We start from the raw sequence: 23027 nt of genomic DNA on the forward strand, positions 1-23027 counted from the left end.
TTGCATCATCTTAGCCGCTTGCGTCCGGCGCGTGTATGACTGACGCATTACCGCGCAAGGGTTAAACTCCCAAGGCAGAACCCTGCAGCAAGACGCGAAAAACATGACCATAAACCACACCAGCGCCCGTGCATGCGGGCATCCCGAGGCCTGGCCTCACGGGTCGCTTGAGGACGGAGGCGCTCATGCGCGGTGACGCGTCCCCGAACTTTCGCCGCAAGCCGCACATCCTCATCGTCGACGCACACAATGCAGACCGCTCGCAGATGGCCGAAGCCTTCATGCGCCAGCAGGCGGGCGATCTGCTCGAAGTCGCCTCCGCCGGCATGCACAGCATGCCGCTGGACCGGCGCACAGTGCAGGTAATGGAGGAAGTCGGTCTCGATATCCGCCGCCAGGAAGAGAAGCTCGTGTCCCGCGAGCGTCTGCTCTGGGCCGACGTGATCATCGTTATCGACGACCCCGCCGAAACCCTGCACGCCGCCGTTCCCCCGAACGCGACCGAAAAGCGCTGGCTGATCACCAAACCCCGGCCTCAGGACGACGACGAGGACGCGCTCGCAGCCTATCGGGCGACCCGGGACGAGGTACGCCAGCGGGTCGAGTCGATGGTCAAGTCGCTGCGGCTGTTTTACGGCCGGAGCCGCTCCTCGTCCGCCTAGACCTCGGAAGCAGCGTCGGACTCGCCCCAGTCGCCGCTCTTGCCGCCGGACTTGCGTACCAGACGCACCCCGTCGATGGTCATGCCGCGGTCGACCGCCTTGCACATGTCGTAGACGGTGAGCAGGGCCACCTGGACCGCCGTCAGCGCCTCCATCTCGACGCCGGTACGGCCGCGCGTCTCGGCCCGGCAGCGGCAGCGTACGCTGGATTCGTCGCCGTCGATGCGGAAATCCAGCTCCACGTGCGTCAGGGCCAGCGGGTGGCACAGCGGCACCAGCTCGGCGGTACGCTTGGCGCCCATGATGCCGGCGATGCGTGCGATGCCGAGCACGTCACCCTTCTTGTGGCCGCCCTGGCGGATCAGGTCGAGCGTCTGCGGCCGCATGCGGATACGGCCCTCGGCCACGGCCACGCGATGCGTCTCGGCCTTGGCGCCGACGTCGACCATATGCGCCTGGCCCTTGCGGTCGAAGTGGGTCAGTTCGTTCATCGTGTTCCTGAGTTAGAATGACGGTACCGTCACAGACTAGCAGAAGCATGAGCATCACAGTCCGCTATTTCGCCAGCCTGCGCGAGCGCGTGGGCCGCGGCGAGGATCGCATCGATATGGCCGACATCGCCACCGTCGGCGACGTCTGGGCCAAAGTCGCGCCGGAAGCAGCCGGCGACATCCGCGTCCTCGCCGCGCTCAATCAGGAATATGTCGCCACCACGCACCCGGTCAGCGACGGCGACGAGATCGCCTTCTTCCCGCCGGTTACGGGTGGCTGAATGGCCTGTGTCCGGCTTGAACCCGCGGGTTTCGATCCCTGGATGTCGTTGGCCGCGTACGTGTCCGAACACCGGCTCGACGACGGCCGTGTCGGCGCCACGGCGGCTTTCGTCGGCACCATGCGCGACTTCAACGTCGGCGACGGCGTCAGCGAACTGTTCCTCGAGCACTACCCGGGCATGACGGAACGCGAACTCGGACTGATCGTCGGCGAAGCCGAGGTCCGCTGGCCGCTGGTCGACACCTTGGTGATCCACCGGGTGGGGCGCCTGCTGCCCGGCGAGCCGATCGTGTTGACGGCGGCCTGGTCGGCGCACCGCGCCGCCGCGTTCGAGGCCTGCCGCCACCTGATGGAAGCGCTCAAGCAGCGCGCGCCCTTCTGGAAGCGCGAAACCCTGGGCGACGGCCGCAGCCGCTGGGTGGAGCAGAACACGCCCGGCTGAGTGCCGGGCGGCGTCCCGCCGTCTTCCGTCTCAGCCGCCGAGCGTCAGGAACAGGGCGCCGTTACCGCGGCGGACGTTGAACAGCAGCGACTGGCGGTGGCGCTTGACCTCCCGCTCGAAGGCCGCCATGTCGCGCACCGGCACCTGGTTGACCGACTGGATCACGTCCCCCTTCTGCAGCCCCCCGCGCTCCGCAGCGGAACCTGCGGCCACCGCCATCACGGCGATGCCGTGCAGCTTGGCCTGAAGTGCCAGCTCGGCCGGCACCTCGCCCAGCGTCGCACCCGCCAGCAATGGGCTGAGGCGCGCGCCGGCAACGGTCGCGTGCGCCGGCTTGGCGATCACCACCGCAAAGCGCAGCGGCCGGTCGTGCCGCAGCACCTGCACCTCGACCCGAGTACCGACACGCAGCAGCCCGAAGATATTGCGCATCTGCGCGGCATCGCGGATATCATGCCCGTTGACAGCAGTCACAATATCGCCGGCCTTGAGTCCGGCCTTGTCAGCGGGCGAGCCGGGCTGGACCTGGGCGATGATCGCACCCTGCTCCTGCTTGACGCCGAAGGCCTTCGCGAGCGCCGGAGTGAGGCTCTGCGCAGCGATGCCGATATGCCCCCGTTCGACTCGGCCGTACTTGACCAGCTGGTCCATGACGTCGATGGCCATGTTCACCGGAATGGCAAAGCCGATGCCGATATTGGCGCCGTCGGGACCGAGAATCGCGGTGTTGATGCCCACCAGATGGCCGCGCAGATCGACCAGCGCGCCGCCGGAATTGCCCGGGTTGATCGGGGCGTCGGTCTGGATGAAGTCCTCGTAGGATTCGATACCGAGGCCGCTGCGGCCCAATGCCGACACGATGCCGGAGGTCACCGTCTGCCCGAGTCCGAAGGGATTGCCGATGGCGACCACGTAGTCGCCGACCCGCAGCCGCGTCGAGTCGCCCAGGGGCAGTTGCGTCAGGTGTTCCGCCGGAATCTGCAGCACGGCGATATCCGTGGCCTTGTCGCGCCCGACCAGGCGGGCGTCGAACTGGCGGCCGTCGCGCAGCGTGACCGTGATCTTCTGCGCATCCTTGACCACATGATTGTTGGTCAGCACATAGCCCTTGGCGGCGTTGATGATGACGCCCGAACCCAGTTCCTCGACCTTCTGCTCCTCGGGCACGTCGGGCAGGCCGAAGTACTGCCGGAAACGAGGGTTGTCGAGCAGGGCGTTGCGCACCTTCACCTCGCCGTGCGCCGAGATGTTGACCACGGCCGGCAGCACTTTGCCCAGCATCGGCGCCAGCGAGGGCATCTGACTGCCGTCGGCGACCGGCGGCAATTCGGCGTAGGCCGGCGGGAGTCCGGCAAAGAAGAGTGCTGCAAGCAGCAGGGCAGGCAGTACGCGGCGGGGGCGCTTCATCGGCGGCATGTCTCCGGAACGGGGTGGCCCATTGTAAGGTTTGCGTGCAGGGTGGGCACGCGCGCCCGCCCTGCCGCGATACTCAGGCCAGATGCGCGCGCGGATCGAAGGGCAGCTCGCGGCGCATGCGTTCGTAGAAATCGCGCTGCGCCTCGGTTTCGGCAGGCGGCGTTTCGATGCGCAGTTCGACGTACTGGTCGCCGGCCGGACGGCCGGGCAGTCCCCGGCCCTTGAGGCGCAGTTTGCGGCCGCTGCCCGAGCCTGCCGGCACGCGCAGCTCGACCTTGCCGGCCAGCGTCGGCACCGTGACCTGGGCGCCCAACGCGGCCTCCCAGGGCGCCACCGGCAGCGACAGGATCACATCTCGACCGTCCAGCCGGAACAGCGCGTGCGGACGGATGTGCACGACCAGATAGAGGTCGCCGGCCGGGCCGCCGCCCGCGCCTGGCTGCCCCTGTCCCGAAAGACGGATGCGCTGCCCTTCGGTCACGCCGGCCGGAATCGTGACGTTGAGCGCGCGGCCGCCGACCTGCAGCGCCTGGCGGCCGCCGTGATAGGCGGTTTCCAGATCGAGATCGAGGCGCGCTTCCTGATCCTGGCCGCGCGCGCCGAATCCGCCACGGGCACGGCCGCCGGCGCCCTGACGCACGCCGGCACCGAACAAGGTCTCGAAAAAATCGCTGAAGCCGGCGCCGCCCGCAAAGCCTGCGCCACCGAATCCGCCCTGGCCGAAACCGCCGGCCTGTTCCCAGCCCGGCGGCGGGCGAAAATCCTGGCCGGCCTTCCAGTTGGGGCCCAGCTGATCGTAGGCGCGTCGCTTTTCCGCGTCGCCCAATACTTCGTTGGCCTCGTTGATCTCCTTGAAGCGCGCCTCGGCTTCCGGCTCCTGGCTTACGTCCGGATGGTATTTGCGCGCCAGGCGTCGATAGGCCTTCTTGATCTCGGCCTGATCGGCATCCCGCGCGACCCCGAGAATCTTGTAGTAATCCTTGAATTCCATATGCTCGTCTTGGCCTGGCAGTCAACGGCAACGGCCACCTCCCGCGCCGAAGACGCGGCAGGCGGCCGTGTGGCAGTTCAACCCTCGATCTGGATCTTGCGCGGCAGTACGCGCGCGTGCTTCGGGATGCGCACTTCGAGCACGCCCTTGTCCACGCGCGCGGTGATCTGATCCGCATCCGCCGTATCGGGCAGCGTGAAGCGGCGGTAGAACTGGCCGCGCACGCGCTCGACGCGCCGATACTGCTTGCGCGTCTCCTCATCGACGGTTTCGCGCTCGCCCTTGACGGTGAGCACGCCGTTTTCCATGTGGATGTCGATGTCCTTGGGATCGACGCCCGGTACGTCGGCATGAATCACGAAGGCATTTTCCTCCTCACGGATATCCACCGACGGCAGCCAGTCGCTGGTCACCGCCTCGTCGCCCGCGGCATGTTCGCCGGGCAGGCCGAAGGCATTATCCATTTCACGGTAAAGCTGGTTGAGCAGGCCAAAAGGCTGATAACGCACCATTGACATGACGGAATCTCCTGCAAATGTTTGATTCATCGGATCGAGCCGCGATCCGCTTGACATACAGATGCAGGCGGTCAGGCGCATTATCAAGGGCTGTTCGTTCCCTCCGGGCGCAGCGTGCCGCAACGCCAGCATTCGCCGAACTGTCCCTCGTTGCGCTCGTCGCATTGCGGGCAGATCCACGACGGCCCCGGCGGTTCGGCGAGTGCCTCCTGCAACTCGCGCACCACCTCTTCGGCGTGCGCGGCGTCGGCGTCGTCGACCCAGATCTCCGGCCAGCATTCGTTCACCGGCAGATCGCCGATGCCGCCGCCGAGGTAGTAATTGCGCAGCTCGCTTTCGATGCCGCTTTGCCCGAGCAGGTTGTGCACGTGCCCGGCGCTGAGCAGATCCGGCGCCGCGTAGATTTTTTTCATCGCCCCTCCGCCTGGGCCGCGTGCTATTCGATGTTCTGCACCTGCTCGCGCATCTGCTCGATCAGCACCTTGAGTTCGACCGCCGCCTGCGTGGTCTCGATGTCGGCGGACTTCGAACCCAGCGTGTTCGCCTCGCGGTTGAATTCCTGCATCAGGAAGTCGAGCCGGCGGCCGATCGGCTCCTGGCGCCCGAGCACGGATTCAAGCTCGGTCAGATGGCTGTCGAGACGGTCGAGTTCCTCGTCGACGTCGAGGCGCTGCGCCACCATGGCCAGCTCCTGCTCCAGCCGCCCAGGCTCGGCTTCCACCCCCAGTTCGGCCAGCCGGGCACGGTATTTGTCGCGCAGCGCGGCAACCAGATCCTGGCGTCTTTCCCGCACGCGCGCCACCAGCGCCGCGATCGACTGCGCGCGCTGGCGCAGCAACGCGGCCATGCGCTCGCCCTCGCCGTGCCGGGCCTGGATGAATTCCGCCACGGCTTCCTCGGCCAGCCGCAACGCGGCCGCGTGCAAGGGACCGAGGTCGCGGACCGGCTCGCGCACCACGCCCGGCCAACGCAGCACCTCCAGCGCATTGAACTGCGTCGAGGCACCCATCAGCCCCTCGACCTGTTCGCAGGCCTCCAGCAGGCCCTGTATCAATGCGTGATCGATGTTCAGAGCGGTCGCGCCGCCCGTCGGCGGCGTATAACGCAGCCCGCAATCGATCTTGCCGCGCCCCAGCCGCGCCTGCAGGCGCTCGCGCAGCGCGCCCTCCAGCGCGCGCAGATCCTCCGGTAGCCTCAGGCTCAGATCCAGATAACGATGATTCACGCCGCGCAGCTCGCAGGCGAGCGTACCCCAGTCGCCCTGCGATTCACGGCGGGCAAAAGCCGTCATGCTCTGTACCACGATGCTCTCCTCCAGCGGATCCCGCCGCGCATTCTACGCGCCTGAATGGTTCGCCGCGCGGGCAACCCCTATAATGCCTACCCCGTCAATTCAAGGAGTCTTGCATGCGACCCAGCGGCCGTGCCCCGAACGAACTGCGACCGATCAGCTTCACCCGCCACTACACCATGCATGCGGAGGGCTCGGTCCTGGTCTGCTTCGGCAACACGCGCGTGCTGTGCACGGCCACCGTGGACGAGCGTCAGCCACCCTGGCTCAAGGGCAGCAGGAAAGGCTGGGTTACCGCCGAATACGGCATGCTGCCGCGCTCGACCGGCTCGCGCATGCCGCGCGAGGCCAGCCGCGGCAAGCAGGGCGGACGCACGCTGGAAATCCAGCGTCTGATCGGCCGCTCGCTGCGCGCCGCTGTGGACCTCGAGGCCCTCGGCGAGCGTCAGATCACCCTCGACTGCGACGTGATCCAGGCCGACGGCGGCACGCGCACGGCCTCGATCAGCGGCGGCTTCATCGCCCTGTGCGACGCCATCGCCGGGCTGCGCAAGCGCGGCCAGCTCAAGCGCGATCCGCTGCACGGCATGGTCGCATCCGTGTCGGTCGGCATTCACAACGGCCAGCCGGTGCTCGACCTCGACTACGCCGAGGACTCCAGCGCGGAGACCGACATGAACGTGGTGATGAACGACGCCGGCCACTTCATCGAAGTGCAGGGCACCGCCGAAGGCCACGCCTACCGCCGCGACGAGCTCGACGCGATGCTCGACCTGGCCGCCGGCGGCATCGAACAGATCATCGCCATGCAGCGCCAGGCACTGGAAGACTGAGATGAGCGTTTCGCCGCTGCACGGCGTCGAACGTCTTGTGCTCGCCTCCGGCAATCCCGGCAAGGTGCGCGAGCTGGGCGCCCTGCTCGCCGGTAGCGGGGTGCAGGTGGTGGCGCAGGCCGACTTCGGCGTGCCCGAGGCCGAGGAGACAGGGCTGAGCTTCGTCGAGAACGCGATCCTCAAGGCGCGCAACGCCGCACTGCACACCGGCCTGCCCGCGGTCGCCGACGACTCCGGCCTCGAGGTCGATGCCCTGGACGGCGCACCGGGGATCTATTCGGCACGCTACGCCGGCCCCGAGGCCGACGATGCCGCCAACAACGCCAAGCTGCTCGGCGCGCTCGCCGGCGTGCCGGAGGCGGCGCGCACCGCGCGCTTCCGCTGCGCGATGGTGTTCCTGCGCCATGCCGGCGACGCCTCGCCGGTAATCGCCCAGGCCGCCTGGGAGGGCCGCATCCTCGCCGCCCCCGCGGGTGCCGGCGGTTTCGGCTACGACCCGCTGTTCGCCGTGGCCGGGCTGGATAGCACTGCCGCCGAGCTGGGCCCGGCCGAGAAGAACCGCCTGAGCCACCGCGGCCAGGCGGTGCGCGCCCTGCTCGCCGCGCTCACTGGCGGCTGACCGGCGTGAGCGGGTTCGCCGAACCCATCCCCCTGTCGCTCTACGTGCACCTGCCCTGGTGCGTGCGCAAGTGCCCGTATTGCGACTTCAATTCGCATGCGGCCAAGGGCGATCTGCCAGAAACGGAGTACGTCGCCGCGCTGCTCGCCGATCTCGAGGCCGAGCTGCCGCGCGTCTGGGGCCGGCGCATCGAGAGCGTGTTCATCGGCGGCGGCACGCCCAGCCTGTTCTCCGCCGCCGCGCTCGGCGACCTGCTCGACGGCCTGCGCGCGCGCCTGCCGCTGCGCCCCGACGTCGAGATCACGCTGGAGGCCAATCCCGGCACCTTCGAGCAGGCGCGCTTCGCCGACTACCGCGGGCTCGGCATCAACCGGCTGTCGATCGGCGTGCAGAGCTTCGACGACGACGCGCTGCGCCGCCTCGGTCGCATCCACGGCGCCGACGAGGCCAGGCGCGCCGCCGAGATCGCACACGCGGCGGGCTTCGAGGACTTCAACCTCGACCTCATGTTCGGCCTGCCGGGACAGGACCTCGCCGCTGCCCGGCGCGACATCGACGCCGCGCTGGCGCTCGCGCCCACCCACCTTTCGTACTACCAGCTCACGCTGGAACCCAACACGCTGTTCCACCACGACCCGCCCGCGCTGCCCGACGAGGATCTGATCGCCGCGATGCAGCAGGCCGCGCAGACGCGACTCGCCGAGGCCGGCTTCGCGCAGTACGAGGTCTCGGCCTACGCGCGCCCCGGCATGCGTTGCCGGCACAATCTCAACTACTGGCGCTTCGGCGACTACCTCGGCATCGGCGCGGGCGCCCACGGCAAGCTCACCGACCCGGCGAGCGGATCGGTCGAACGCCACTGGAAGCTGCGCCAGCCGGCGCAGTACATGGCCGCGGCACGCGCGGGCGATGCCGCCGGCGGCCGCGACACGGTCGCACCCGCCGAGTTGCCCTTCGAGTTCATGCTCAACGCCCTGCGCCTGCGCGAGGGCTTCGACCTCGCCCTGTTCGAGGCGCGCACCGGCCTGCCGCGCAACTGCATCGAGGACACCCTGAACGAGGCGCTCGGGCGTACACTCGTCGAACGGGAGGGCGAGCGGGTCCGCCCCAGCGCGCTGGGCTGGAACTTCCTCAACGATCTGACGGCCCTGTTCCTGCCCTGAAGCGAGACAATCGTCGGCGAATTGCCGCGAAGGTGACGCGATGGACGACGAATACACACCGATCGCCTGCGACCGATACAGCGAATTGGAGCTTGCCATCCTGCGGCGCCAGCGCCTGCGCTTGAGCCTGCGCGGCCGTGGCGGCCTGCGCCGCATCGAGACCCTCGATCCGGTCAACCTGCGCACTCGGCGCCAGGCCGAATATCTGATCGCTCGCAACCCGGCGGGCCTGGCGCGCGTGCTCAGGCTGGACCGCATCGCCGAGGCGCGCCCGCTCTGACAACGACACGATCCAAGCGCCCGCAGTGGCGCGAATCCGGCCGCAAGGCCACCACCACCCCAAGGAGTTGATCGCCATGAAGCTGAGCCTGTCGCACCGTATTGCCGCCGTCGCCCTGACGCTGACCGCCTGCCTCTGGCTCGGCAGCGCGCAGGCTGCCGAGCACGAAGACAAGGGACCGAAACTGAACGACCATGCCGCACTCGCCGGCCTGCACGAAGCCAAGGGGCTGTTCCTCATCGACATCAACGACCCCAATCGCGTGGCGCACGTGCTCAAGGTCGTCGGCATGACGCGCAATGGGCTGGCGGAGCAGGGCGTGAAGCCGCACCTGATCGTGGTCTTCGTCGGCCCGGCCGTGGCCTTTCTGACCAAGGACCGCCGCGGCATCGGCTACATGCAGGAACGCGCGGTCTCGCAGATCCAGCGCGAGATCGGCGGACTCGCGCACGCCGGCGTGCCGGTCGAGGCCTGCGGCATCGCCATGAAGGGGATGGACGTGTCGCCCAAGGACCTGATCCCCGCGGTCAAGCCGGTGGGCAACGGCTTCATCTCCGCGATCGGCTATGAGGCCAAGGGCTACTCGCTGGTGCCGGTGTACTGAGGTCGCTCGCCGCGCCGCCGGCGGTATGCGGCGGCGCGGTTATTCCAGCAGCGCCCGGGCCGCCGCGCCGGTCCGCACCCGCGCGTAGCTCGCCTCGTCCATCGCCTCGATCAGCAGGCGCCCGAGCACGTCGGACCTGACGTATTCCACCCCGAGCAGGCTTAGGATGGGGTTGCTGGTCACCACCGCCTCGCCGCTTTCGCCCGCACCGAATTCGGCGATCACCGCATCGCGGAAATCCGCCACCACCACGGCCACGCGCCGCCCGTCGAGACGCTGCCGCGCGCTCTCCCCGCAGTCGGCGAGGTCGTAGCAGTGCGGCCCGTCGAGGGTGGCCCGGCCGTAGATCGCCACGTGCACGTCCACCCCGCGCGCGCTCGCCTGCTCCAGCGCCGGACCGAGCACCCCGATCTCCTCGTCCCAGACCGCCGCGTACAGCGAGCGGCCCGCGCCCTCGATCTGTGCCAGGCAGGCGGTGAGAATCGCCGCACGCTCGCGCAGTGACCACACCAGCCCCGGCTCGCGCGGTGCCGGCAGTTCGGACAGCCGCGCCTCCGCCAGGGCGAGATCGTCCTCCAGGCGCCGCCGGATGGTGGCCAGCACTTCGCGGTAGGGCACCGCGGCATAGAGCACGGGCTCGGAGCGCTGCACCAGCACCGCGCCCTTGGTCTCCAGGCGCTGCAGGGTCTCGTAGATCTTCGAAGGCGGCACCTGGGCCCGCTTGCCCACCTCGTGCCCGTTCAGGGGCGAACGCTGCAGCAGGGCGTGGTAGGCCCGTGCCTCGTAGGGCGAGAAGCCGAGACGCGACAGCGCGGACAGCAGGTCTTCGGGCAGGTTTGCACTCATCGCGCGAGGCTAACACAGGGCGTCAAAATGTTTACACCACTGCGGTGGTTAATGAGTACACTACCCGGGTAGTCAATCGCATCCCAGGGAGATGATCATGCGCCAGTTGTACTCGTCAGGCTCAAGCTACGAACAGACGCTCGGCTACTCGCGTGCCGTGCGGGTCGACGACACGCTGTATGTATCCGCAACCGCGGCCGGGGGCCCGGACGGACGCATCGTCGGCAACAACCTGTATGCGCAGACGCGCTACATCCTGCAGAAGCTCGAAGCGGTGCTGACGGAGGCGGGTTTCGCGCTGGCGGACGTGGTGCAGAGCCGGCTCTACGTCACCGACATTGCGCAATGGCGCGAGGCGGGGAGGGCGCACGGCGAGGTGTTCGGCGACATCCGCCCCGCCCTCACGCTGCTGCACGTGCTGCCCTTCGTCGATCCCGAGATGCTGATCGAGATCGAGATCACCGCACGCAGGAGCGCCGCCGGCTAGACCCGCGGCGAGTAGGCGATGCAGTAGCCGCGCGGGCTGATGCTGCCCGCGACGACGGTGCAGGCGCCCATCGCGGAAGGCGAGGGGCCGGGCTCGAAGTGCACACAGTTGGCGCAGGACACGCTGCCGTGAGGGTGCGTCTGATACAGCATCGCGGCCTTGGATACCTTGGCGGCCTGCGCCGTGTCCGGCAGCAACCCGGCGCCGATGCCGGCGGCGAACACGGTCGCCGTGCCGCGCAGCAGACGCCGACGGGTTGGGTCGAAAGCGGTCTTTCCGGTTTTCATAGGGCTCCCTCGCTCGATGGGACGCTCAGTCCGCGCGCGCCCACAGGTCGTGTTCGTCCGCATCGGTGACCGTCACCCGGATGCGCTCGCCGGGCTGGGCGTCTGCCGCGCCCTCGATATAGACCAGGCCGTCGATCTCGGGGGCGTCCGCCGCACTGCGCGCGACGATGCCGTCCGCGCCGACCTCGTCCACCAACACCTCGATCTCGCGCCCGACGCGCGCGCGCAGTCTTTGCGCGCTGATCCCGGCCTGATGCGCCATGAATCGCTCCAGCCGCTCCTGCTTGAGCGCCTCCGGCACGGCGCCCGGCAGCTCGTTGGCGGCCGCGCCCGATACCGGAGAGTAGGCGAAGGCACCGACGCGGTCGAGTTGCGCCTCGTCGAGGAATTCGAGCAGGGACTCGAAATCCTCGTCGGTCTCGCCGGGAAAGCCGACGATGAAGGTGCTGCGCAGCGTCAGGTCCGGACATTGCGCGCGCCAGTCGTGGATGCGTTCGAGCATGCGCTCGCTGGCCGCGGGCCGGCGCATGGCCTTGAGGATGCGCGGGCTGCCGTGCTGCAGCGGCATGTCGAGGTAGGGCAGGATGCGGCCCTCCGCCATCAGCGGGATCAGCGCGTCGACATGCGGGTAGGGATAGACGTAGTGCAGGCGCACCCACACGCCCAGCTCGCCCAGCGCCTCGGCCAGGGTCTGCACATGGGACTTGAGCGGCCGTCCGCGCCAGAAGCCGGTGCGGTAGCGCACGTCGACGCCGTAGGCGGAGGTGTCCTGCGAGATCACCAGCAGCTCCTGCACACCGGCATTGACCAGATTCTCGGCCTCGGCCAGCACCTCGCCGATGGGCCGGCTGACCAGATCGCCGCGCAGGCTGGGGATGATGCAGAAGCTGCAGCGGTGATTGCAGCCCTCGGAAATCTTGAGATAGGCGTAATGCCGCGGGGTCAGCTTGATGCCCTGCGGCGGCACCAGGCTGGCGTAGGGGTCGTGCGGGGCCGGCAGGTGGCGGTGCACCTCGCTCATCACCGCCTCGTAGGCATGCGGGCCAGTCACCGCGAGCACTTCGGGATGCGCCTCGCGCACCCGGGTCTCGTCGCCGCCCAGGCAGCCGGTGACGATGACGCGGCCGTTCTCGTCCAGGGCCTCGCCGATGGCCTCCAGGGATTCCTCCACCGCAGCGTCGATGAAGCCGCAGGTATTCACCACCACCAGATCCGCGCCGTCGTAGCTCGGCGAGATCGCATAGCCCTCGGCGCGTAGCTGGGTGAGGATGCGCTCGGAATCGACCAGCGCTTTCGGGCAGCCGAGGCTGACAAAGCCCACGGTCGGAGAGGATGCGATTGGGTCGGACATGCGAATGGGGCCTGCTTACCGTACGGCTGTCACCTTATACACACAGCGCGGTCTCCGTGCAACGCCTGTTTTCGGACGGCCGCACGCGTATCGCGCCCAAGGCCACCGCCCAATAAAGAATATAAATATCAAAAACTTACGATTACTGATCAAATCTTCGACAAGTTAACGGAACTGTAATGCCGACGCGCATTTGGAGGCTTTGTCACCGTCTCGTCCACAGACTTATCCACAGCTTCTGTGGACAACCCGAGAAATCCCCTAGACACGCGGGCTTGGCAAAACATTCAGCGAAAAAACCACAGATGACATAGCGTCTGACTCGGGTTAACGGCCTATTGCCCCGGGAGCGACAAGCCTGTAGAATCCGCGTCCCTTTAAGGCGCATTGAGAGCTTGACCGAGGACGCCGCGATGAAAGCGAACATCCACCCCGATTACCATGACATCAAGGTCACCTGTAGCTGCGGCAGCAGCTTCACGACCCGTTCCACCTACGGCAAGTCCGAGCTTCAGGTCGAAGTCTGCTCGCAGTGCCACCCGTTCTACACCGGCAAGCAGAAGATCGTCGACACCGCCGGTCAGGTCGACAAGTTCCGGCGCCGCTACGGCATGTAGGCCGTGCAGGGCGGGACGCGAATACCGAGGGCGCTCCTGGCGAGCGCCCTTTTTTGTTGCCTAGCCGCCGCTCCGCTGCGCCTGCTCGCCGACTGCGGCGATGCCATGGCGCAAACCGTCGTGCACGTCAGCCATGTCTACGACGGCGACACGGTACGCCTGCGCTCGGGCGCGCACCTGCGCCTGATCGGCCTCGACACGCCCGAAGTCGCGCATCGCGAGCGCCCGGCCCAACCTTTCGCCAACGCCGCGCGCCGCGCCCTCAGCGACCTGCTGACGCTGCACGGCTGGACGCTGCGCCTGCGTTTCGACAACGAACGCCGCGATCGCTACGGCCGGAGTCTCGCGCACGCCTATCTGCCCGACGGCACCAGCGTCTCCGCCGCGCTGCTGCGGCGGGGGCTGGCGACCGCGCTGGCCGTACCGCCGAATCTGGCGGAAGCCGCCTGTTACCAGCGCGCCGAAGCCGATGCGCGCGGCCGACAGCTTGGCCTGTGGAGCCTGGCGCGCTACCGGCCGATCGCGGCCACGTCACTGCCGCGCGATGCCCGCGGTTTCCGCGTCGTACGCGGACGCGTCACCCATGTGGGCTTCTCGCGTCGTGCCGCCTGGATCGATCTTGAGGGCCGCGTGGCGCTGCGCATCGACCGCCGCGATCTGGACTACTTCCGGGCGATCGACCTGCGACGCCTGCAGGGCACCTGGGTCACCGTGCGCGGCTGGGTCCACACGTATCGCGGCGAACGCCGGATCGCGCTACGGCACCCGCTGGCCCTGGAATGGGATACGCGCGCGAATGCGCATCCGTCGCGGGAGGACTGAAGCGCAGACCGCACGACAAGAACGCTCACGAGGCATGGCGACCCACCTGGCCATCCCCTATCATTCATGGGCCATGCGAGGCCCGCCACCGGCATCCGCCCACCCCATTTGCATACACAAACCATGAGCCCGACCGAAGCCATGCCAACCGATCTGAAACAAGCCGCCCTCGACTATCACGCACTGCCCAAGCCGGGCAAGATCGCCACCGAGATCACCAAGCCCACGCGCACGCAACGCGATCTGGCGCTCGCCTACACGCCCGGGGTCGCCGAGCCGGTACGGGCCATCCACAAGGACATCGAGGCCGCCTACCGCTATACCGCCAAGGGTAATCTGGTCGCCGTTATCACCAACGGCACCGCCGTGCTCGGACTCGGCGACGTCGGCGCGCTGGCCGGCAAGCCGGTGATGGAAGGCAAGGTCGTCCTGTTCAAGGCCTTCGGCGGCATCGACGCCTTTGACATCGAGGTCGACACGCACGACCCCGACGAATTCATCGAAACCGTCGCTCGCATCGCCGGCGGCTTCGGCGGCATCAATCTTGAAGATATCGCCGCGCCGCACTGCTTCCGCATCGAGCGGGAACTGCGCGAAAGGCTGGACATCCCCGTGTTCCACGACGACCAGCACGGCACCGCCGTAATCATCTGCGCGGGCCTGATCAATGCCCTGCGCATCGCCGGCAAACGGCTTGAGGATGCGCGCATCGTATGCCTGGGCGCCGGCGCCGCCGGGCTCGCCTCCATGCATCTCCTGACGACCCTGGGCGCGAAGCGCGAGAACATTCTCATGATCGATCGGCAGGGCGTGATCCGCAGCGACGACCATCGCGCCAATGAGTACCAGCGGGAATTCGCGGCGGACACCGACCGGCATACCCTGGCGGACGCCTGCGTCGACGCCGACGTGTTCGTCGGCGTGTCCGGGCCCGACCTGTTGACCGCGGACGTGCTTTCAACCATGGCGGACAACCCCATCGTCTTCGCCCTGGCCAACCCGGACCCCGAAATCGACCCGGCACTGGCCCACCGCACCCGCGACGACGTCATCATGGCCACAGGCCGTACCGACTATCCCAATCAGATCAACAACGTGCTCGGCTTCCCCTACATCTTCCGCGGCGCCCTCGACGTGCATGCACGCACCATCAACGACGCCATGCTGACCGCGGCGGTGCATGCGCTCGCCGCGCTGGCACACGAGCCGGTGCCGGACAGCGTGCTCCAGGCCTACGAAGTCGACACGCTGAGCTTCGGGCGCGAATATTTCATCCCCAAGCCCTTCGACCCGCGCCTGATCGACGTCGTCCCCGCGGCCATCAGCCAGGCCGCGATAGACTCCGGCGTGGCCCGCACCGACCAGGCGGTCCGCCCCTGAGACCGGCGTCGATCGCACGCACGCCGGCGCGGTGCCCCCGGAACGCGGCATGACCCCTCTCGAGCCCGGCTACAGCCTACTCGTCGACAGCAGCATCTACGTGTTCCGGGCCTGGCACACCTGGCCCGACGATCTGCGCGACGCCGAGGGCGAGCCGGCCAACGCGGTGTACGGGTTTGCCGAATTCCTATATGAGCTGCTCGACGTCCAGCGACCCGCACGCATCGCCTTTGCCTTCGACGAGACCCTGCACGGTTCGCAGCGACGCACGCTGTTTCCCGAATACAAGGCCAATCGCCCGCCAGCGCCGCCCGAGCTGCGTCGCCAGTTCGGTCACTGCCGCCGCCTTGTCGAAGCACTCGGTCTGGGCATGCTGGCGCGTCCGGGTTACGAAGCGGACGACGTGATCGGCACATTGGCACGCCGCGAGCGGGCATCCGGCCGGCGCGTCGCGCTGCTCACCGGCGACAAGGATCTCGCGCAGCTGGTGCGCGAGGGCGACGTGTGGTGGGACTATGCGCGCGCGCGCAGGCTCGGACCGCGAGGCGTCGAGCGCGTGTTCGGCGTCAGACCGGAACTGATCGCCGATCAGCTGGCGCTCGCCGGCGACAAGGTGGACAACATCCCCGGCATACCCGGCGTCGGCATGGCCACCGCTGCGCGCCTGCTGCGGCCCTTCGACGGCCTCGATGCCCTGCTCGCCGATATCCCCCGCATCGGCGGCCTCAAGCTGCGCGGCGCCGCCCGCCTGATGCGCCTGGTCGAGGAACATCAGGATATCGTGCGCCTGGCCCGGCAACTCACTGGAATCGACTGCGACGTGCCGCTTGCGATCGAACACCCGACCGTACCGCGCGCGGCCGACCCCCGACAGCTCGAGGCGTGTTTCGACGCCTTCGGTTTCGGCACACGCCTGCGCGAGCGCTGGCACCGTCTGCTGGAAAACTGGCCGCCCACCGCCGAACCGCTGCCAGTCGCGCCCTAGTCACGCGAATATCCCACCGCGCGCAGGAACAGCCGCACCAGCCCGTCCACCAGTTCGTCCAGCGTTCTCCCGGCAAACCGATCCTGGCCGGGCAGGCATTTGACGATCAGCGCCTCGCGCACCATGCCTAGAAACATCAGCGTGCTCAGGCGTGCGTCCAGCGGTTGCACACGGCCTTCCCGCTGCAGTTCGTTGAGCGAGAATTCGATGTAATCGGTAAAGGTCTTCCAGCGATGCTCGAAGAAGGAGTTCGCCGCGGCGCGCCCCTCCAGCAGACTCTGCAATTCCATCTTGAGCAGATCGGGTTGCTCGGCCATGCCGCGCACGAAGGTTCGGATCAGGCCCCGCAGCACGGCCGCGAAGTCGGATTCGCCGGCGAGCACGGTTTCGATGTAGTCCTCTCGGGTGCACGCCAGTTCGTCGAGCACGGCCTCGTAGAGCGCCTCCTTGGAACGGAAATAACGGTACAGCGCGGCCGGGCTGACGCCGACCGCGCTGGCGATGTCGTCGACCGATACGCCGTGGAATCCCTTGTCGGCGAACAATCCCGCGGCTTCGCGCAGGATCGAGGCCCGCCGCTCGGGGGCACGCAAACGCTTCTGCATGGCGGTCATTCCTGTGGCCCAGCCGCCCAGTATACAAGCGCGCTCCCGGCCCACCCCACGGCCAGGCGCCGCTATTGCTTGCGGATGAAGAAAACGAAGCGGTCCGACTCCTGGGCCTGCTCCAGCAGCGCGCTGCCGGTCTGCTTGCAGAAGGCTTCGAAATCCTTGACCGCGCCAGGGTCGGTCGCCATCACCTTCATGACCTGACCGCTGGACATCTCGTTCATGGCCTTCTTGGTGCGCAGGATCGGGAGCGGGCAGTTTAGGCCGCTGGCGTCCAGTTCCGTGTCGAAATTCATATCGGTTCACCTCGCATGACGATTGGCGTTAGAATCCCCGAACACAAGTTAGTGTTCGTTTACTAACATAGATGCGCGTACCCTGGGCGTCAACTCCGGCCAGCCAATCCCGCGTACGTGCGTTAGTATTGAACTTAATGTGACAGCTCACGCAGCCACCCGGAAGACGGCCGCCTCCATGGACGACGCACAAGAGCCACCGCCCGATTCGCCCTCGATGCAGGACGAATGGGCCAGTTCGCTGCTTTATGGCAGCAACGCCGATTACCTCGAGGCCCTGTACGAAACCTACCTGCAGTCGCCGGACGGCGTGCCGCAGGCCTGGCGGCGCTATTTCGATGCGCTGCCGCGCGTCGACGGGCATGCTCACGACGTCGCGCATGCGCCGATCCGCGCGCTGTTCGTACGCAGCGATCGCCACCCGGGCGGACACAGCGCGCAACCGAGCGCTTCCGGCATCGCCAAACAACTGCGCGTGCTGCAGTTGATCAACGCCTACCGTTTTCTCGGTCACCGCGCCGCCGACATCGATCCGCTGGAACTGCACTCCGCATCCCGTCCCGAGGAACTGCAGCTCGCGCATTACCAACTGGGCGAGCACGATCTCGACACGCCCTTTCATACCGGCTCGATGGTCGGCGTCGAGCGTGCGCCGCTGCGCGAGATCGTCCGCAGGCTGGAAGCCACGTATTGCGGCACGATCGGGGCGGAATACATGCACATTGGCGCCACCGCCGAAAAACGCTGGCTGCAGCAACGTCTCGAAGGCGCCTACGGCAGCCCTGAACCCGACGACGAACGCCGCCTGTACCTGCTGCAGCGGCTGACCGCCGCCGAATCGCTGGAGCAACATCTGCACAGCCGCTATGTCGGCCAGAAGCGGTTTTCGCTCGAAGGCGGAGAAGGCCTGATTCCGTTGCTCGATATCCTGATCGAGCGCGCCGGCGGCAACGGCGTGCGCGAAATCGTCCTCGGCATGGCCCACCGCGGGCGCCTCAACGTGCTGATCAACATCATGGGCAAGGCCCCGAGCGAGCTGTTCCAGGAGTTCGAGGGCGTGCATCAGGGCAGGGCGCTGGCCGGCGACGTCAAATACCATCTCGGATTTTCCAGCGACCGCATGACCTCGGGCGGGCCGGTTCATCTGGCACTGGCCTTCAATCCCTCGCACCTTGAGATCGTCGGCCCGGTGGTCGAGGGCTCGGTGCGCGCGCGTCAGGACCGCCGCGGCGACGCCGAAGGGCGCGAGGTGTTACCCGTGATCATCCATGGCGATGCCGCCTTCGCGGGCCAGGGCGTGGTCATGGAAACGCTCAACATGTCACAGACGCGGGGCTTCTCCACCAAGGGCACCGTGCACATCGTGATCAACAACCAGATCGGCTTCACCACCAGCACCCGCACCGACGCGCGCTCCAGCCATTACTGCACCGACGTCGCCAAGATGGTCGGCGCCCCCATCCTGCACGTCAACGGCGACGACCCCGAGGCGGTCGCCTTCGTCACCGAGCTGGCGCTCGACTACCGTCTGCATTTCCACAAGGATGTGGTCATCGATCTCGTCTGTTATCGCCGCCACGGCCACAACGAGGCCGACGCGCCGGACGTGACCCAGCCGATGATGTATCAGCGCATCAAGGCCTTGCCGACCACCCGTGCGCGCTATGCCGAGCGGCTGGCGACGCTGGGCCTGATCGATGAAAACCGCGCCCGCGAACTGGCCACCGGCTGCCGCGAGCAGCTGGAGGCGGGTCTGGTCGTGGTGCCCAACCGCATCGACAGCCAGGCGCTCGATTACCCCTTCGCCGTCGACTGGCGTCGCTACGTCGAGGCCGATCCCGCGGAAGACCCGCCCACCGCATTGCCGCTGGAGCGCCTGCAAGCCTTATCGGAAGCCCTGCAGAAACTGCCCGAGGGTTTCGCCTTGCATCCCCGCGTCGCGAAAATCATGGACGACCGGCGCAAGATGGCGGCGGGCGCGCTTGCCATCGACTGGGGCTTTGCCGAGACCCTCGCCTACGCCACGCTGGTCGACGCCGGACACCGCGTGCGCCTGTGCGGCCAGGACGCCGCACGCGGCACCTTCTTCCACCGCCACGCGGTGCTGCACAACCAGCTCAAGCGCGGGACCTACGTGCCGCTGCGCCACGTGTGCCCCGGCCAGGGCGACTTCCTGGTCATCGACTCGCTGCTGTCGGAAGAGGCCGTGCTCGCCTTCGAATACGGCTACGCCACCGCCTCACCCGATGCGCTGGTGCTCTGGGAGGCCCAGTTCGGCGATTTCGCCAACGGCGCGCAGGTCGTCATCGACCAGTTCATCAGCGCAGGCGAGGAGAAATGGGCACGTCTCAGCGGCCTTGTGCTGCTGCTGCCGCACGGCTACGAAGGCCAGGGCGCGGAACATTCGTCGGCTCGCCCGGAACGCTTTCTCCAGCTCTGCGCCAACGACAACATGCAGGTGTGCACGCCGACCACCCCGTCGCAGATGTTCCACCTGCTGCGTCGGCAGATCCTGCGACCGCTGCGCAAGCCGCTGATCGTGCTGTCACCCAAGAGCCTGTTGCGCCACAAGCTTGCCGTCAGCAGCCTGGACGAGCTCGCCGAGGGCCGCTTTCAGGAGGTCATCGGCGAAATCGACGAGCTGCCGGGACGCGGCGTCGCCACGGTCGTGTTCTGCAACGGCAAGATCTACTACGAACTGCTGCAACGCCGACGCAGCGAGGGTCGCGAGGATATCGCCCTGATCCGCATCGAACAGCTCTACCCCTTCCCCGAGGCGGAAATCAAACGTGTGCTGCGGCATTTCCCGCAGGCCAGGCGCTTTGTCTGGTGCCAGGACGAACCTCGCAACCAGGGTGCCTGGCCGTCCCTATCCTGGACCATGAACCACACCATCGGCATGAAACGCCCGGTGATGGAATGCGTGGCCCGTCCGGCTGCCGCGGCTCCGGCCGTGGGCCAGTCCGAACTTCACACCCGCCAGCAGCATGCGCTGCTGGAGGCCGTATTCAATCCCTGAGAACCGGCATCCCGTCGGCGCAAGGAGTCAAACCAGGATGAGCATAGAGGTCAAAATCCCGCCGCTCCCCGAATCCGTCGCGGACGCCACCCTGGCCGCCTGGCACAAACAGCCGGGCGAGGCGATCCATACCGACGACAATCTGGCCGATCTCGAAACCGACAAGGTCGTGCTCGAGCTGCCGGCCCCCGGCAGCGGCGTACTCGACGAAATTCTGGTGCCAGCCGGCGCCACGGTGACCGCCGGGCAGGTCATCGCACGCCTGAGGGAAGGCAACGGCGCCGATGACCAGGCGCGAGCCGCCGTCGTGGAAGCGCCGCCGCCTGCCGCCGGCACGGCGGCTGGTCCGGCCGGACCAGCCGCGCGCCAGCTCATGGCGCAACACGATCTCAAGCCCGAACAGATCGCGGGCAGCGGACGCAACGGCCGGATTCTCAAGGAGGACGTGCTCGCGCACCTCGCGGCCGTCGATCAGGCCACCCCAGCGCCCGTCGCGGACACGACGCCGCCACCCACGCCCCCTGCCGAAACCGGCGTGCCGCGGGACGACGCGCCCGAGTCCCTGCCCACCGGCGGCGAGCGCGTCGAGCGACGCGTCCCCATGACGCGCCTGCGCGCGCGCATCGCCGAGCGGCTGCTCGCGGCGCAGCGCAACACCGCGATGCTCACCACCTTCAACGAGGTGGACATGGCGCCGGTGATGGCGCTGCGCCAGCGTTACCGCGAGGCCTTCGAGAAGGCTCACGGCACCCGCCTCGGCTTCATGTCATTCTTCGTCGCCGCGGCCGTGGCGGCGCTGCAGCGCTTTCCCGCCGTCAACGCCTCCATCGACGGCAACGACATCGTGTACCACGGCTTCTATGACATCGGCATCGCGGTCTCGTCCCCGCGCGGCCTGGTGGTACCGGTGCTGCGCGAGGCCGACCGCCTTTCCGCCGCCGAGATCGAGCGGCGTATCGCCGACTTCGGCGCACGCGCGAAGGAAAATGCCCTCGGGCTCGAGGAGATCACCGGCGGCACCTTCACCATCACCAATGGCGGTGTGTTCGGGTCGCTGCTGTCGACGCCGATTCTGAACCCGCCGCAGAGCGCGATTCTCGGCATGCACAAGATTCAGGAGCGGCCGACGGTGGTCGACGGCGCCATCGCCGCACGGCCAATGATGTACCTCGCGCTGTCATACGACCACCGTATCATCGACGGCCGCGAGGCGGTCCAGTTCCTCGTCGCGATCAAGGACGCGCTCGAGGATCCGGCCCGTCTGCTGCTCGGTTTGTGAGCAGGGAGGCCCCATGAGCGACCAGGACTACGATCTCATCGTCATCGGCGGCGGACCGGCCGGCTACGTCGCGGCCCTGCGCGCCGCCCAGCTCGGCATGCGCACCGCGTGCATCGATCGCTGGCGCGATCCCGAACGCGGCCCCAGCCTGGGTGGCACCTGCCTCAATGCCGGCTGCATTCCTTCCAAGGCGCTGCTGGAGACCTCTCACCAGTACGCGCGCCTGCGCGACGAACTGGCCGGACACGGCATTCTCGTCGACGGCATCACTCTCGATCTCGCGCAGGCCCAGGCGCGCAAACAGGCCGTGGTCAAGCGACTGACGCAGGGCATCGCGACACTGTTCTCGACGCAGGGCGTGGACTGGCTCAAGGGTCACGGCCTGCTGCTGGGTCCGCGCCGGGTCGGCTACACGCCGCACGGGCGCAAGAACCCCAAGGAACTGAGCGCCGAGCACATCATCCTCGCGCCAGGCTCGCACCCGGCGACCCTCGAGACCGCACCCGTCGACGGCGAATACATCGTCGATTCCGACGGCGCCCTCAATTTCACCGAGGTTCCCCGGCGGCTGGCCATCGTCGGCGCCGGCGTCATCGGCCTGGAGCTGGGTAGTGTCTGGCGCCGCTTCGGCGCCGAGGTGCTGCTGCTGGAAGCGCAAAGCAGCTTCCTGCCGATCGCCGACGCGGGGCTGGCGCGCCTTGCGCTCAAGTCCTACACCGCGCAGGGGCTCGGCATCCGCCTCGGCGCACGCGTCAAGGAGGCCCGCGTCAGCGGGCGCAGCGTCAAGGTCCATTACCTCGACGCCGACGGCGAACAGCAGGAGCGCTTCGATCGCGTGATCGTGGCCGTCGGCCGGCGCCCCAATACCGGCGACCTTTACAGCGACGACAGCGGGCTGCAGCTCGACGAACGCCGCTTCATCGGCGTCGACGGCCACTGCCGCACCAATCTGCCCGGCGTCTGGGCGATCGGCGACGCCGTACGCGGGCCAATGCTGGCCCACAAGGGTTCGGAGGAGGGCATCATGGTGGTCGAGCGCATCGCCGGCGAGGCGACCGCCATCGTCTACGACCACATTCCATCCGTGATCTACACACATCCGGAGTTCGCCTGGGTCGGCCCCAGCGAGGAGCAGCTCAAGCAGGCCGGCATTGCCTACCGCTGCGGCCGCTTTCCAATGGCCGCCAATGGCCGTGCGCTGGCGCAGGGCGACGCGGTCGGCGAGATCAAACTGCTCGCACACGCGGAAACCGACCGCCTGCTCGCTGCCCACCTGTTCGCGCCCGACGCCTCCGAACTGATCGCCCAGGCGATGCTCGCGCTGTCGATGGAAGCCACGGCCGAGGATCTCGCACGCACGCTGTTCGCCCATCCGTCGCTATCGGAAGCGGTTCACGAAGCGGCGCTGGACGTCGCGGGGCAGGCCCTGCATCTTGCCAAGAAGCGGCGCTGACGCC

General features: G+C 67.8%; 27 protein-coding genes. 16 read left to right on the top strand and 11 right to left on the bottom strand.

Annotated elements, in window-relative coordinates:
- Positions 1-185 precede the first annotated feature (185 nt).
- Entirely contained in the window at positions 186-662 is a 477-nt protein-coding gene (locus tag THPRO_RS13065; RefSeq protein WP_145930862.1) for an arsenate-mycothiol transferase ArsC, read from the top strand.
- Here the strand turns inward: THPRO_RS13065 and moaC are convergent.
- The gene (gene moaC / locus THPRO_RS13070; protein ID WP_038092663.1) at positions 659-1153 is read right to left on the bottom strand and encodes a cyclic pyranopterin monophosphate synthase MoaC; all 495 of its coding nucleotides are present in this window, start codon (positions 1151-1153) and stop codon (positions 659-661) included. The two genes, THPRO_RS13065 and moaC, sit on opposite strands and share 4 nt — an antisense overlap.
- Before the next feature lie 47 nt (positions 1154-1200).
- Between moaC and moaD the strand changes: the two genes are divergently transcribed.
- Positions 1201-1434 (top strand): molybdopterin converting factor subunit 1, encoded by a 234-nt coding sequence (gene moaD / locus THPRO_RS13075; RefSeq protein WP_038092660.1) that lies wholly within the window; start codon positions 1201-1203, stop codon positions 1432-1434.
- A complete protein-coding gene (locus THPRO_RS13080) occupies positions 1435-1878 on the top strand; it encodes a molybdenum cofactor biosynthesis protein MoaE (RefSeq protein WP_065089733.1) in 444 nt (147 codons plus the stop codon).
- A gap of 30 nt (positions 1879-1908) precedes the next feature.
- Here the strand turns inward: THPRO_RS13080 and THPRO_RS13085 are convergent, their stop codons facing one another.
- From THPRO_RS13085 to THPRO_RS13105, 5 genes are all read right to left on the bottom strand, one after another.
- Positions 1909-3285, bottom strand: coding sequence for a DegQ family serine endoprotease (locus tag THPRO_RS13085; protein WP_065089876.1), 1377 nt, complete (start codon positions 3283-3285; stop codon positions 1909-1911).
- An 82-nt stretch (positions 3286-3367) separates the two neighbouring features.
- Entirely contained in the window at positions 3368-4285 is a 918-nt protein-coding gene (locus THPRO_RS13090; protein ID WP_038092657.1) for a DnaJ C-terminal domain-containing protein, read from the bottom strand.
- Between the two features lie 77 nt (positions 4286-4362).
- Positions 4363-4803 (bottom strand): Hsp20/alpha crystallin family protein, encoded by a 441-nt coding sequence (locus THPRO_RS13095; RefSeq protein WP_038092759.1) that lies wholly within the window; start codon positions 4801-4803, stop codon positions 4363-4365.
- Between the two features lie 83 nt (positions 4804-4886).
- A complete protein-coding gene (locus THPRO_RS13100) occupies positions 4887-5216 on the bottom strand; it encodes a putative signal transducing protein (protein ID WP_038092654.1) in 330 nt (109 codons plus the stop codon).
- Between the two features lie 23 nt (positions 5217-5239).
- Positions 5240-6106, bottom strand: a complete 867-nt coding sequence (locus tag THPRO_RS13105; RefSeq protein WP_201786994.1) for a YicC/YloC family endoribonuclease — start codon at positions 6104-6106, stop codon at positions 5240-5242.
- Between the two features lie 104 nt (positions 6107-6210).
- Here THPRO_RS13105 and rph point away from each other — a divergent pair, with 104 nt between their 5' ends.
- The 5 genes from rph (at position 6211) to THPRO_RS13130 (ending at position 9593) form a co-directional block, all read left to right on the top strand.
- Positions 6211-6927, top strand: a complete 717-nt coding sequence (gene rph, locus THPRO_RS13110) for a ribonuclease PH (protein WP_038092648.1) — start codon at positions 6211-6213, stop codon at positions 6925-6927.
- A 1-nt stretch (position 6928) separates the two neighbouring features.
- The gene (gene rdgB / locus THPRO_RS13115; RefSeq protein WP_038092646.1) at positions 6929-7546 is read left to right on the top strand and encodes an RdgB/HAM1 family non-canonical purine NTP pyrophosphatase; all 618 of its coding nucleotides are present in this window, start codon (positions 6929-6931) and stop codon (positions 7544-7546) included.
- Positions 7547-7551: 5 nt separating this feature from the next.
- Positions 7552-8709, top strand: coding sequence for a radical SAM family heme chaperone HemW (gene hemW / locus THPRO_RS13120; protein WP_065089734.1), 1158 nt, complete (start codon positions 7552-7554; stop codon positions 8707-8709).
- Positions 8710-8749: 40 nt separating this feature from the next.
- Positions 8750-8989 (top strand): WYL domain-containing protein, encoded by a 240-nt coding sequence (locus tag THPRO_RS13125; RefSeq protein WP_038092643.1) that lies wholly within the window; start codon positions 8750-8752, stop codon positions 8987-8989.
- Between the two features lie 76 nt (positions 8990-9065).
- Positions 9066-9593 (top strand): DsrE family protein, encoded by a 528-nt coding sequence (locus THPRO_RS13130; RefSeq protein ID WP_065089877.1) that lies wholly within the window; start codon positions 9066-9068, stop codon positions 9591-9593.
- A gap of 39 nt (positions 9594-9632) precedes the next feature.
- On the opposite strand, the gene THPRO_RS13135 is transcribed toward THPRO_RS13130, so the two are convergent.
- Positions 9633-10439, bottom strand: a complete 807-nt coding sequence (locus THPRO_RS13135) for a TrmB family transcriptional regulator (RefSeq protein ID WP_038092640.1) — start codon at positions 10437-10439, stop codon at positions 9633-9635.
- Between the two features lie 97 nt (positions 10440-10536).
- Here THPRO_RS13135 and THPRO_RS13140 point away from each other — a divergent pair, with 97 nt between their 5' ends.
- The gene (locus tag THPRO_RS13140) at positions 10537-10926 is read left to right on the top strand and encodes a RidA family protein (protein WP_038092754.1); all 390 of its coding nucleotides are present in this window, start codon (positions 10537-10539) and stop codon (positions 10924-10926) included.
- Here the strand turns inward: THPRO_RS13140 and THPRO_RS13145 are convergent.
- On the bottom strand, positions 10923-11213 hold the full coding sequence (locus tag THPRO_RS13145) for a hypothetical protein (RefSeq protein ID WP_038092637.1): 291 nt from the start codon (positions 11211-11213) through the stop codon (positions 10923-10925). The genes THPRO_RS13140 and THPRO_RS13145 overlap by 4 nt on opposite strands.
- Positions 11214-11238: 25 nt before the next feature.
- Entirely contained in the window at positions 11239-12564 is a 1326-nt protein-coding gene (gene rimO / locus THPRO_RS13150) for a 30S ribosomal protein S12 methylthiotransferase RimO (RefSeq protein WP_038092633.1), read from the bottom strand.
- Positions 12565-12977: 413 nt separating this feature from the next.
- Between rimO and rpmE the strand changes: the two genes are divergently transcribed.
- From rpmE to THPRO_RS13170, 4 genes are all read left to right on the top strand, one after another.
- The gene (rpmE, locus tag THPRO_RS13155; RefSeq protein ID WP_038092751.1) at positions 12978-13181 is read left to right on the top strand and encodes a 50S ribosomal protein L31; all 204 of its coding nucleotides are present in this window, start codon (positions 12978-12980) and stop codon (positions 13179-13181) included.
- Between the two features lie 105 nt (positions 13182-13286).
- The gene (locus THPRO_RS13160; protein WP_065089735.1) at positions 13287-14003 is read left to right on the top strand and encodes a thermonuclease family protein; all 717 of its coding nucleotides are present in this window, start codon (positions 13287-13289) and stop codon (positions 14001-14003) included.
- Between the two features lie 141 nt (positions 14004-14144).
- Positions 14145-15383 carry a malic enzyme-like NAD(P)-binding protein gene (locus tag THPRO_RS13165; RefSeq protein ID WP_065089878.1) on the top strand — a complete coding sequence of 413 codons (1239 nt, stop codon included), beginning with the start codon at positions 14145-14147 and terminating at the stop codon, positions 15381-15383.
- Between the two features lie 49 nt (positions 15384-15432).
- Positions 15433-16368 carry a 5'-3' exonuclease gene (locus tag THPRO_RS13170; RefSeq protein ID WP_052064606.1) on the top strand — a complete coding sequence of 312 codons (936 nt, stop codon included), beginning with the start codon at positions 15433-15435 and terminating at the stop codon, positions 16366-16368.
- On the opposite strand, the gene THPRO_RS13175 is transcribed toward THPRO_RS13170, so the two are convergent.
- Together THPRO_RS13175 and THPRO_RS13180 are read right to left on the bottom strand one after the other, a co-directional pair.
- Entirely contained in the window at positions 16365-16973 is a 609-nt protein-coding gene (locus THPRO_RS13175; protein WP_236717319.1) for a TetR/AcrR family transcriptional regulator, read from the bottom strand. The two genes, THPRO_RS13170 and THPRO_RS13175, sit on opposite strands and share 4 nt — an antisense overlap.
- Positions 16974-17044: 71 nt before the next feature.
- Positions 17045-17272 (bottom strand): sulfurtransferase TusA family protein, encoded by a 228-nt coding sequence (locus THPRO_RS13180; RefSeq protein WP_038092630.1) that lies wholly within the window; start codon positions 17270-17272, stop codon positions 17045-17047.
- Positions 17273-17450: 178 nt separating this feature from the next.
- Here THPRO_RS13180 and THPRO_RS13185 point away from each other — a divergent pair, with 178 nt between their 5' ends.
- The 3 genes from THPRO_RS13185 to lpdA are packed head-to-tail and all read left to right on the top strand — an operon-like array spanning position 17451 to position 23023.
- A complete protein-coding gene (locus THPRO_RS13185) occupies positions 17451-20291 on the top strand; it encodes a 2-oxoglutarate dehydrogenase E1 component (protein ID WP_052064604.1) in 2841 nt (946 codons plus the stop codon).
- A 37-nt stretch (positions 20292-20328) separates the two neighbouring features.
- On the top strand, positions 20329-21570 hold the full coding sequence (gene odhB, locus THPRO_RS13190) for a 2-oxoglutarate dehydrogenase complex dihydrolipoyllysine-residue succinyltransferase (protein WP_038092624.1): 1242 nt from the start codon (positions 20329-20331) through the stop codon (positions 21568-21570).
- A 13-nt stretch (positions 21571-21583) separates the two neighbouring features.
- Entirely contained in the window at positions 21584-23023 is a 1440-nt protein-coding gene (gene lpdA / locus THPRO_RS13195; RefSeq protein WP_038092621.1) for a dihydrolipoyl dehydrogenase, read from the top strand.
- Positions 23024-23027: the final 4 nt, after the last annotated feature.

It is taken from the genome of Acidihalobacter prosperus (genome assembly GCF_000754095.2).
Classification (GTDB): domain Bacteria; phylum Pseudomonadota; class Gammaproteobacteria; order DSM-5130; family Acidihalobacteraceae; genus Acidihalobacter; species Acidihalobacter prosperus.

Excerpts from the sequence above, each read along its gene's own strand:
- lpdA (WP_038092621.1), top strand. The coding sequence starts at position 21,584 with ATGAGCGACCAGGACTACGATCTCATCGTCATCGGCGGCGGACCGGCC.
- rph (WP_038092648.1), top strand. The coding sequence starts at position 6,211 with ATGCGACCCAGCGGCCGTGCCCCGAACGAACTGCGACCGATCAGCTTC.
- THPRO_RS13080 (WP_065089733.1), top strand. The coding sequence starts at position 1,435 with ATGGCCTGTGTCCGGCTTGAACCCGCGGGTTTCGATCCCTGGATGTCG.
- THPRO_RS13130 (WP_065089877.1), top strand. The coding sequence starts at position 9,066 with ATGAAGCTGAGCCTGTCGCACCGTATTGCCGCCGTCGCCCTGACGCTG.
- moaC (WP_038092663.1), bottom strand. The coding sequence starts at position 1,153 with ATGAACGAACTGACCCACTTCGACCGCAAGGGCCAGGCGCATATGGTC.
- moaD (WP_038092660.1), top strand. The coding sequence starts at position 1,201 with ATGAGCATCACAGTCCGCTATTTCGCCAGCCTGCGCGAGCGCGTGGGC.
- THPRO_RS13180 (WP_038092630.1), bottom strand. The coding sequence starts at position 17,272 with ATGAATTTCGACACGGAACTGGACGCCAGCGGCCTAAACTGCCCGCTC.
- THPRO_RS13065 (WP_145930862.1), top strand. The coding sequence starts at position 186 with ATGCGCGGTGACGCGTCCCCGAACTTTCGCCGCAAGCCGCACATCCTC.
- THPRO_RS13085 (WP_065089876.1), bottom strand. The coding sequence starts at position 3,285 with ATGAAGCGCCCCCGCCGCGTACTGCCTGCCCTGCTGCTTGCAGCACTC.
- THPRO_RS13090 (WP_038092657.1), bottom strand. The coding sequence starts at position 4,285 with ATGGAATTCAAGGATTACTACAAGATTCTCGGGGTCGCGCGGGATGCC.
- THPRO_RS13140 (WP_038092754.1), top strand. The coding sequence starts at position 10,537 with ATGCGCCAGTTGTACTCGTCAGGCTCAAGCTACGAACAGACGCTCGGC.
- THPRO_RS13160 (WP_065089735.1), top strand. The coding sequence starts at position 13,287 with ATGGCGCAAACCGTCGTGCACGTCAGCCATGTCTACGACGGCGACACG.
- THPRO_RS13165 (WP_065089878.1), top strand. The coding sequence starts at position 14,145 with ATGCCAACCGATCTGAAACAAGCCGCCCTCGACTATCACGCACTGCCC.
- odhB (WP_038092624.1), top strand. The coding sequence starts at position 20,329 with ATGAGCATAGAGGTCAAAATCCCGCCGCTCCCCGAATCCGTCGCGGAC.
- THPRO_RS13170 (WP_052064606.1), top strand. The coding sequence starts at position 15,433 with ATGACCCCTCTCGAGCCCGGCTACAGCCTACTCGTCGACAGCAGCATC.
- rdgB (WP_038092646.1), top strand. The coding sequence starts at position 6,929 with ATGAGCGTTTCGCCGCTGCACGGCGTCGAACGTCTTGTGCTCGCCTCC.
- THPRO_RS13185 (WP_052064604.1), top strand. The coding sequence starts at position 17,451 with ATGGACGACGCACAAGAGCCACCGCCCGATTCGCCCTCGATGCAGGAC.
- THPRO_RS13125 (WP_038092643.1), top strand. The coding sequence starts at position 8,750 with ATGGACGACGAATACACACCGATCGCCTGCGACCGATACAGCGAATTG.
- THPRO_RS13095 (WP_038092759.1), bottom strand. The coding sequence starts at position 4,803 with ATGTCAATGGTGCGTTATCAGCCTTTTGGCCTGCTCAACCAGCTTTAC.
- rpmE (WP_038092751.1), top strand. The coding sequence starts at position 12,978 with ATGAAAGCGAACATCCACCCCGATTACCATGACATCAAGGTCACCTGT.
- THPRO_RS13145 (WP_038092637.1), bottom strand. The coding sequence starts at position 11,213 with ATGAAAACCGGAAAGACCGCTTTCGACCCAACCCGTCGGCGTCTGCTG.
- THPRO_RS13135 (WP_038092640.1), bottom strand. The coding sequence starts at position 10,439 with ATGAGTGCAAACCTGCCCGAAGACCTGCTGTCCGCGCTGTCGCGTCTC.
- THPRO_RS13100 (WP_038092654.1), bottom strand. The coding sequence starts at position 5,216 with ATGAAAAAAATCTACGCGGCGCCGGATCTGCTCAGCGCCGGGCACGTG.
- rimO (WP_038092633.1), bottom strand. The coding sequence starts at position 12,564 with ATGTCCGACCCAATCGCATCCTCTCCGACCGTGGGCTTTGTCAGCCTC.
- THPRO_RS13175 (WP_236717319.1), bottom strand. The coding sequence starts at position 16,973 with ATGCAGAAGCGTTTGCGTGCCCCCGAGCGGCGGGCCTCGATCCTGCGC.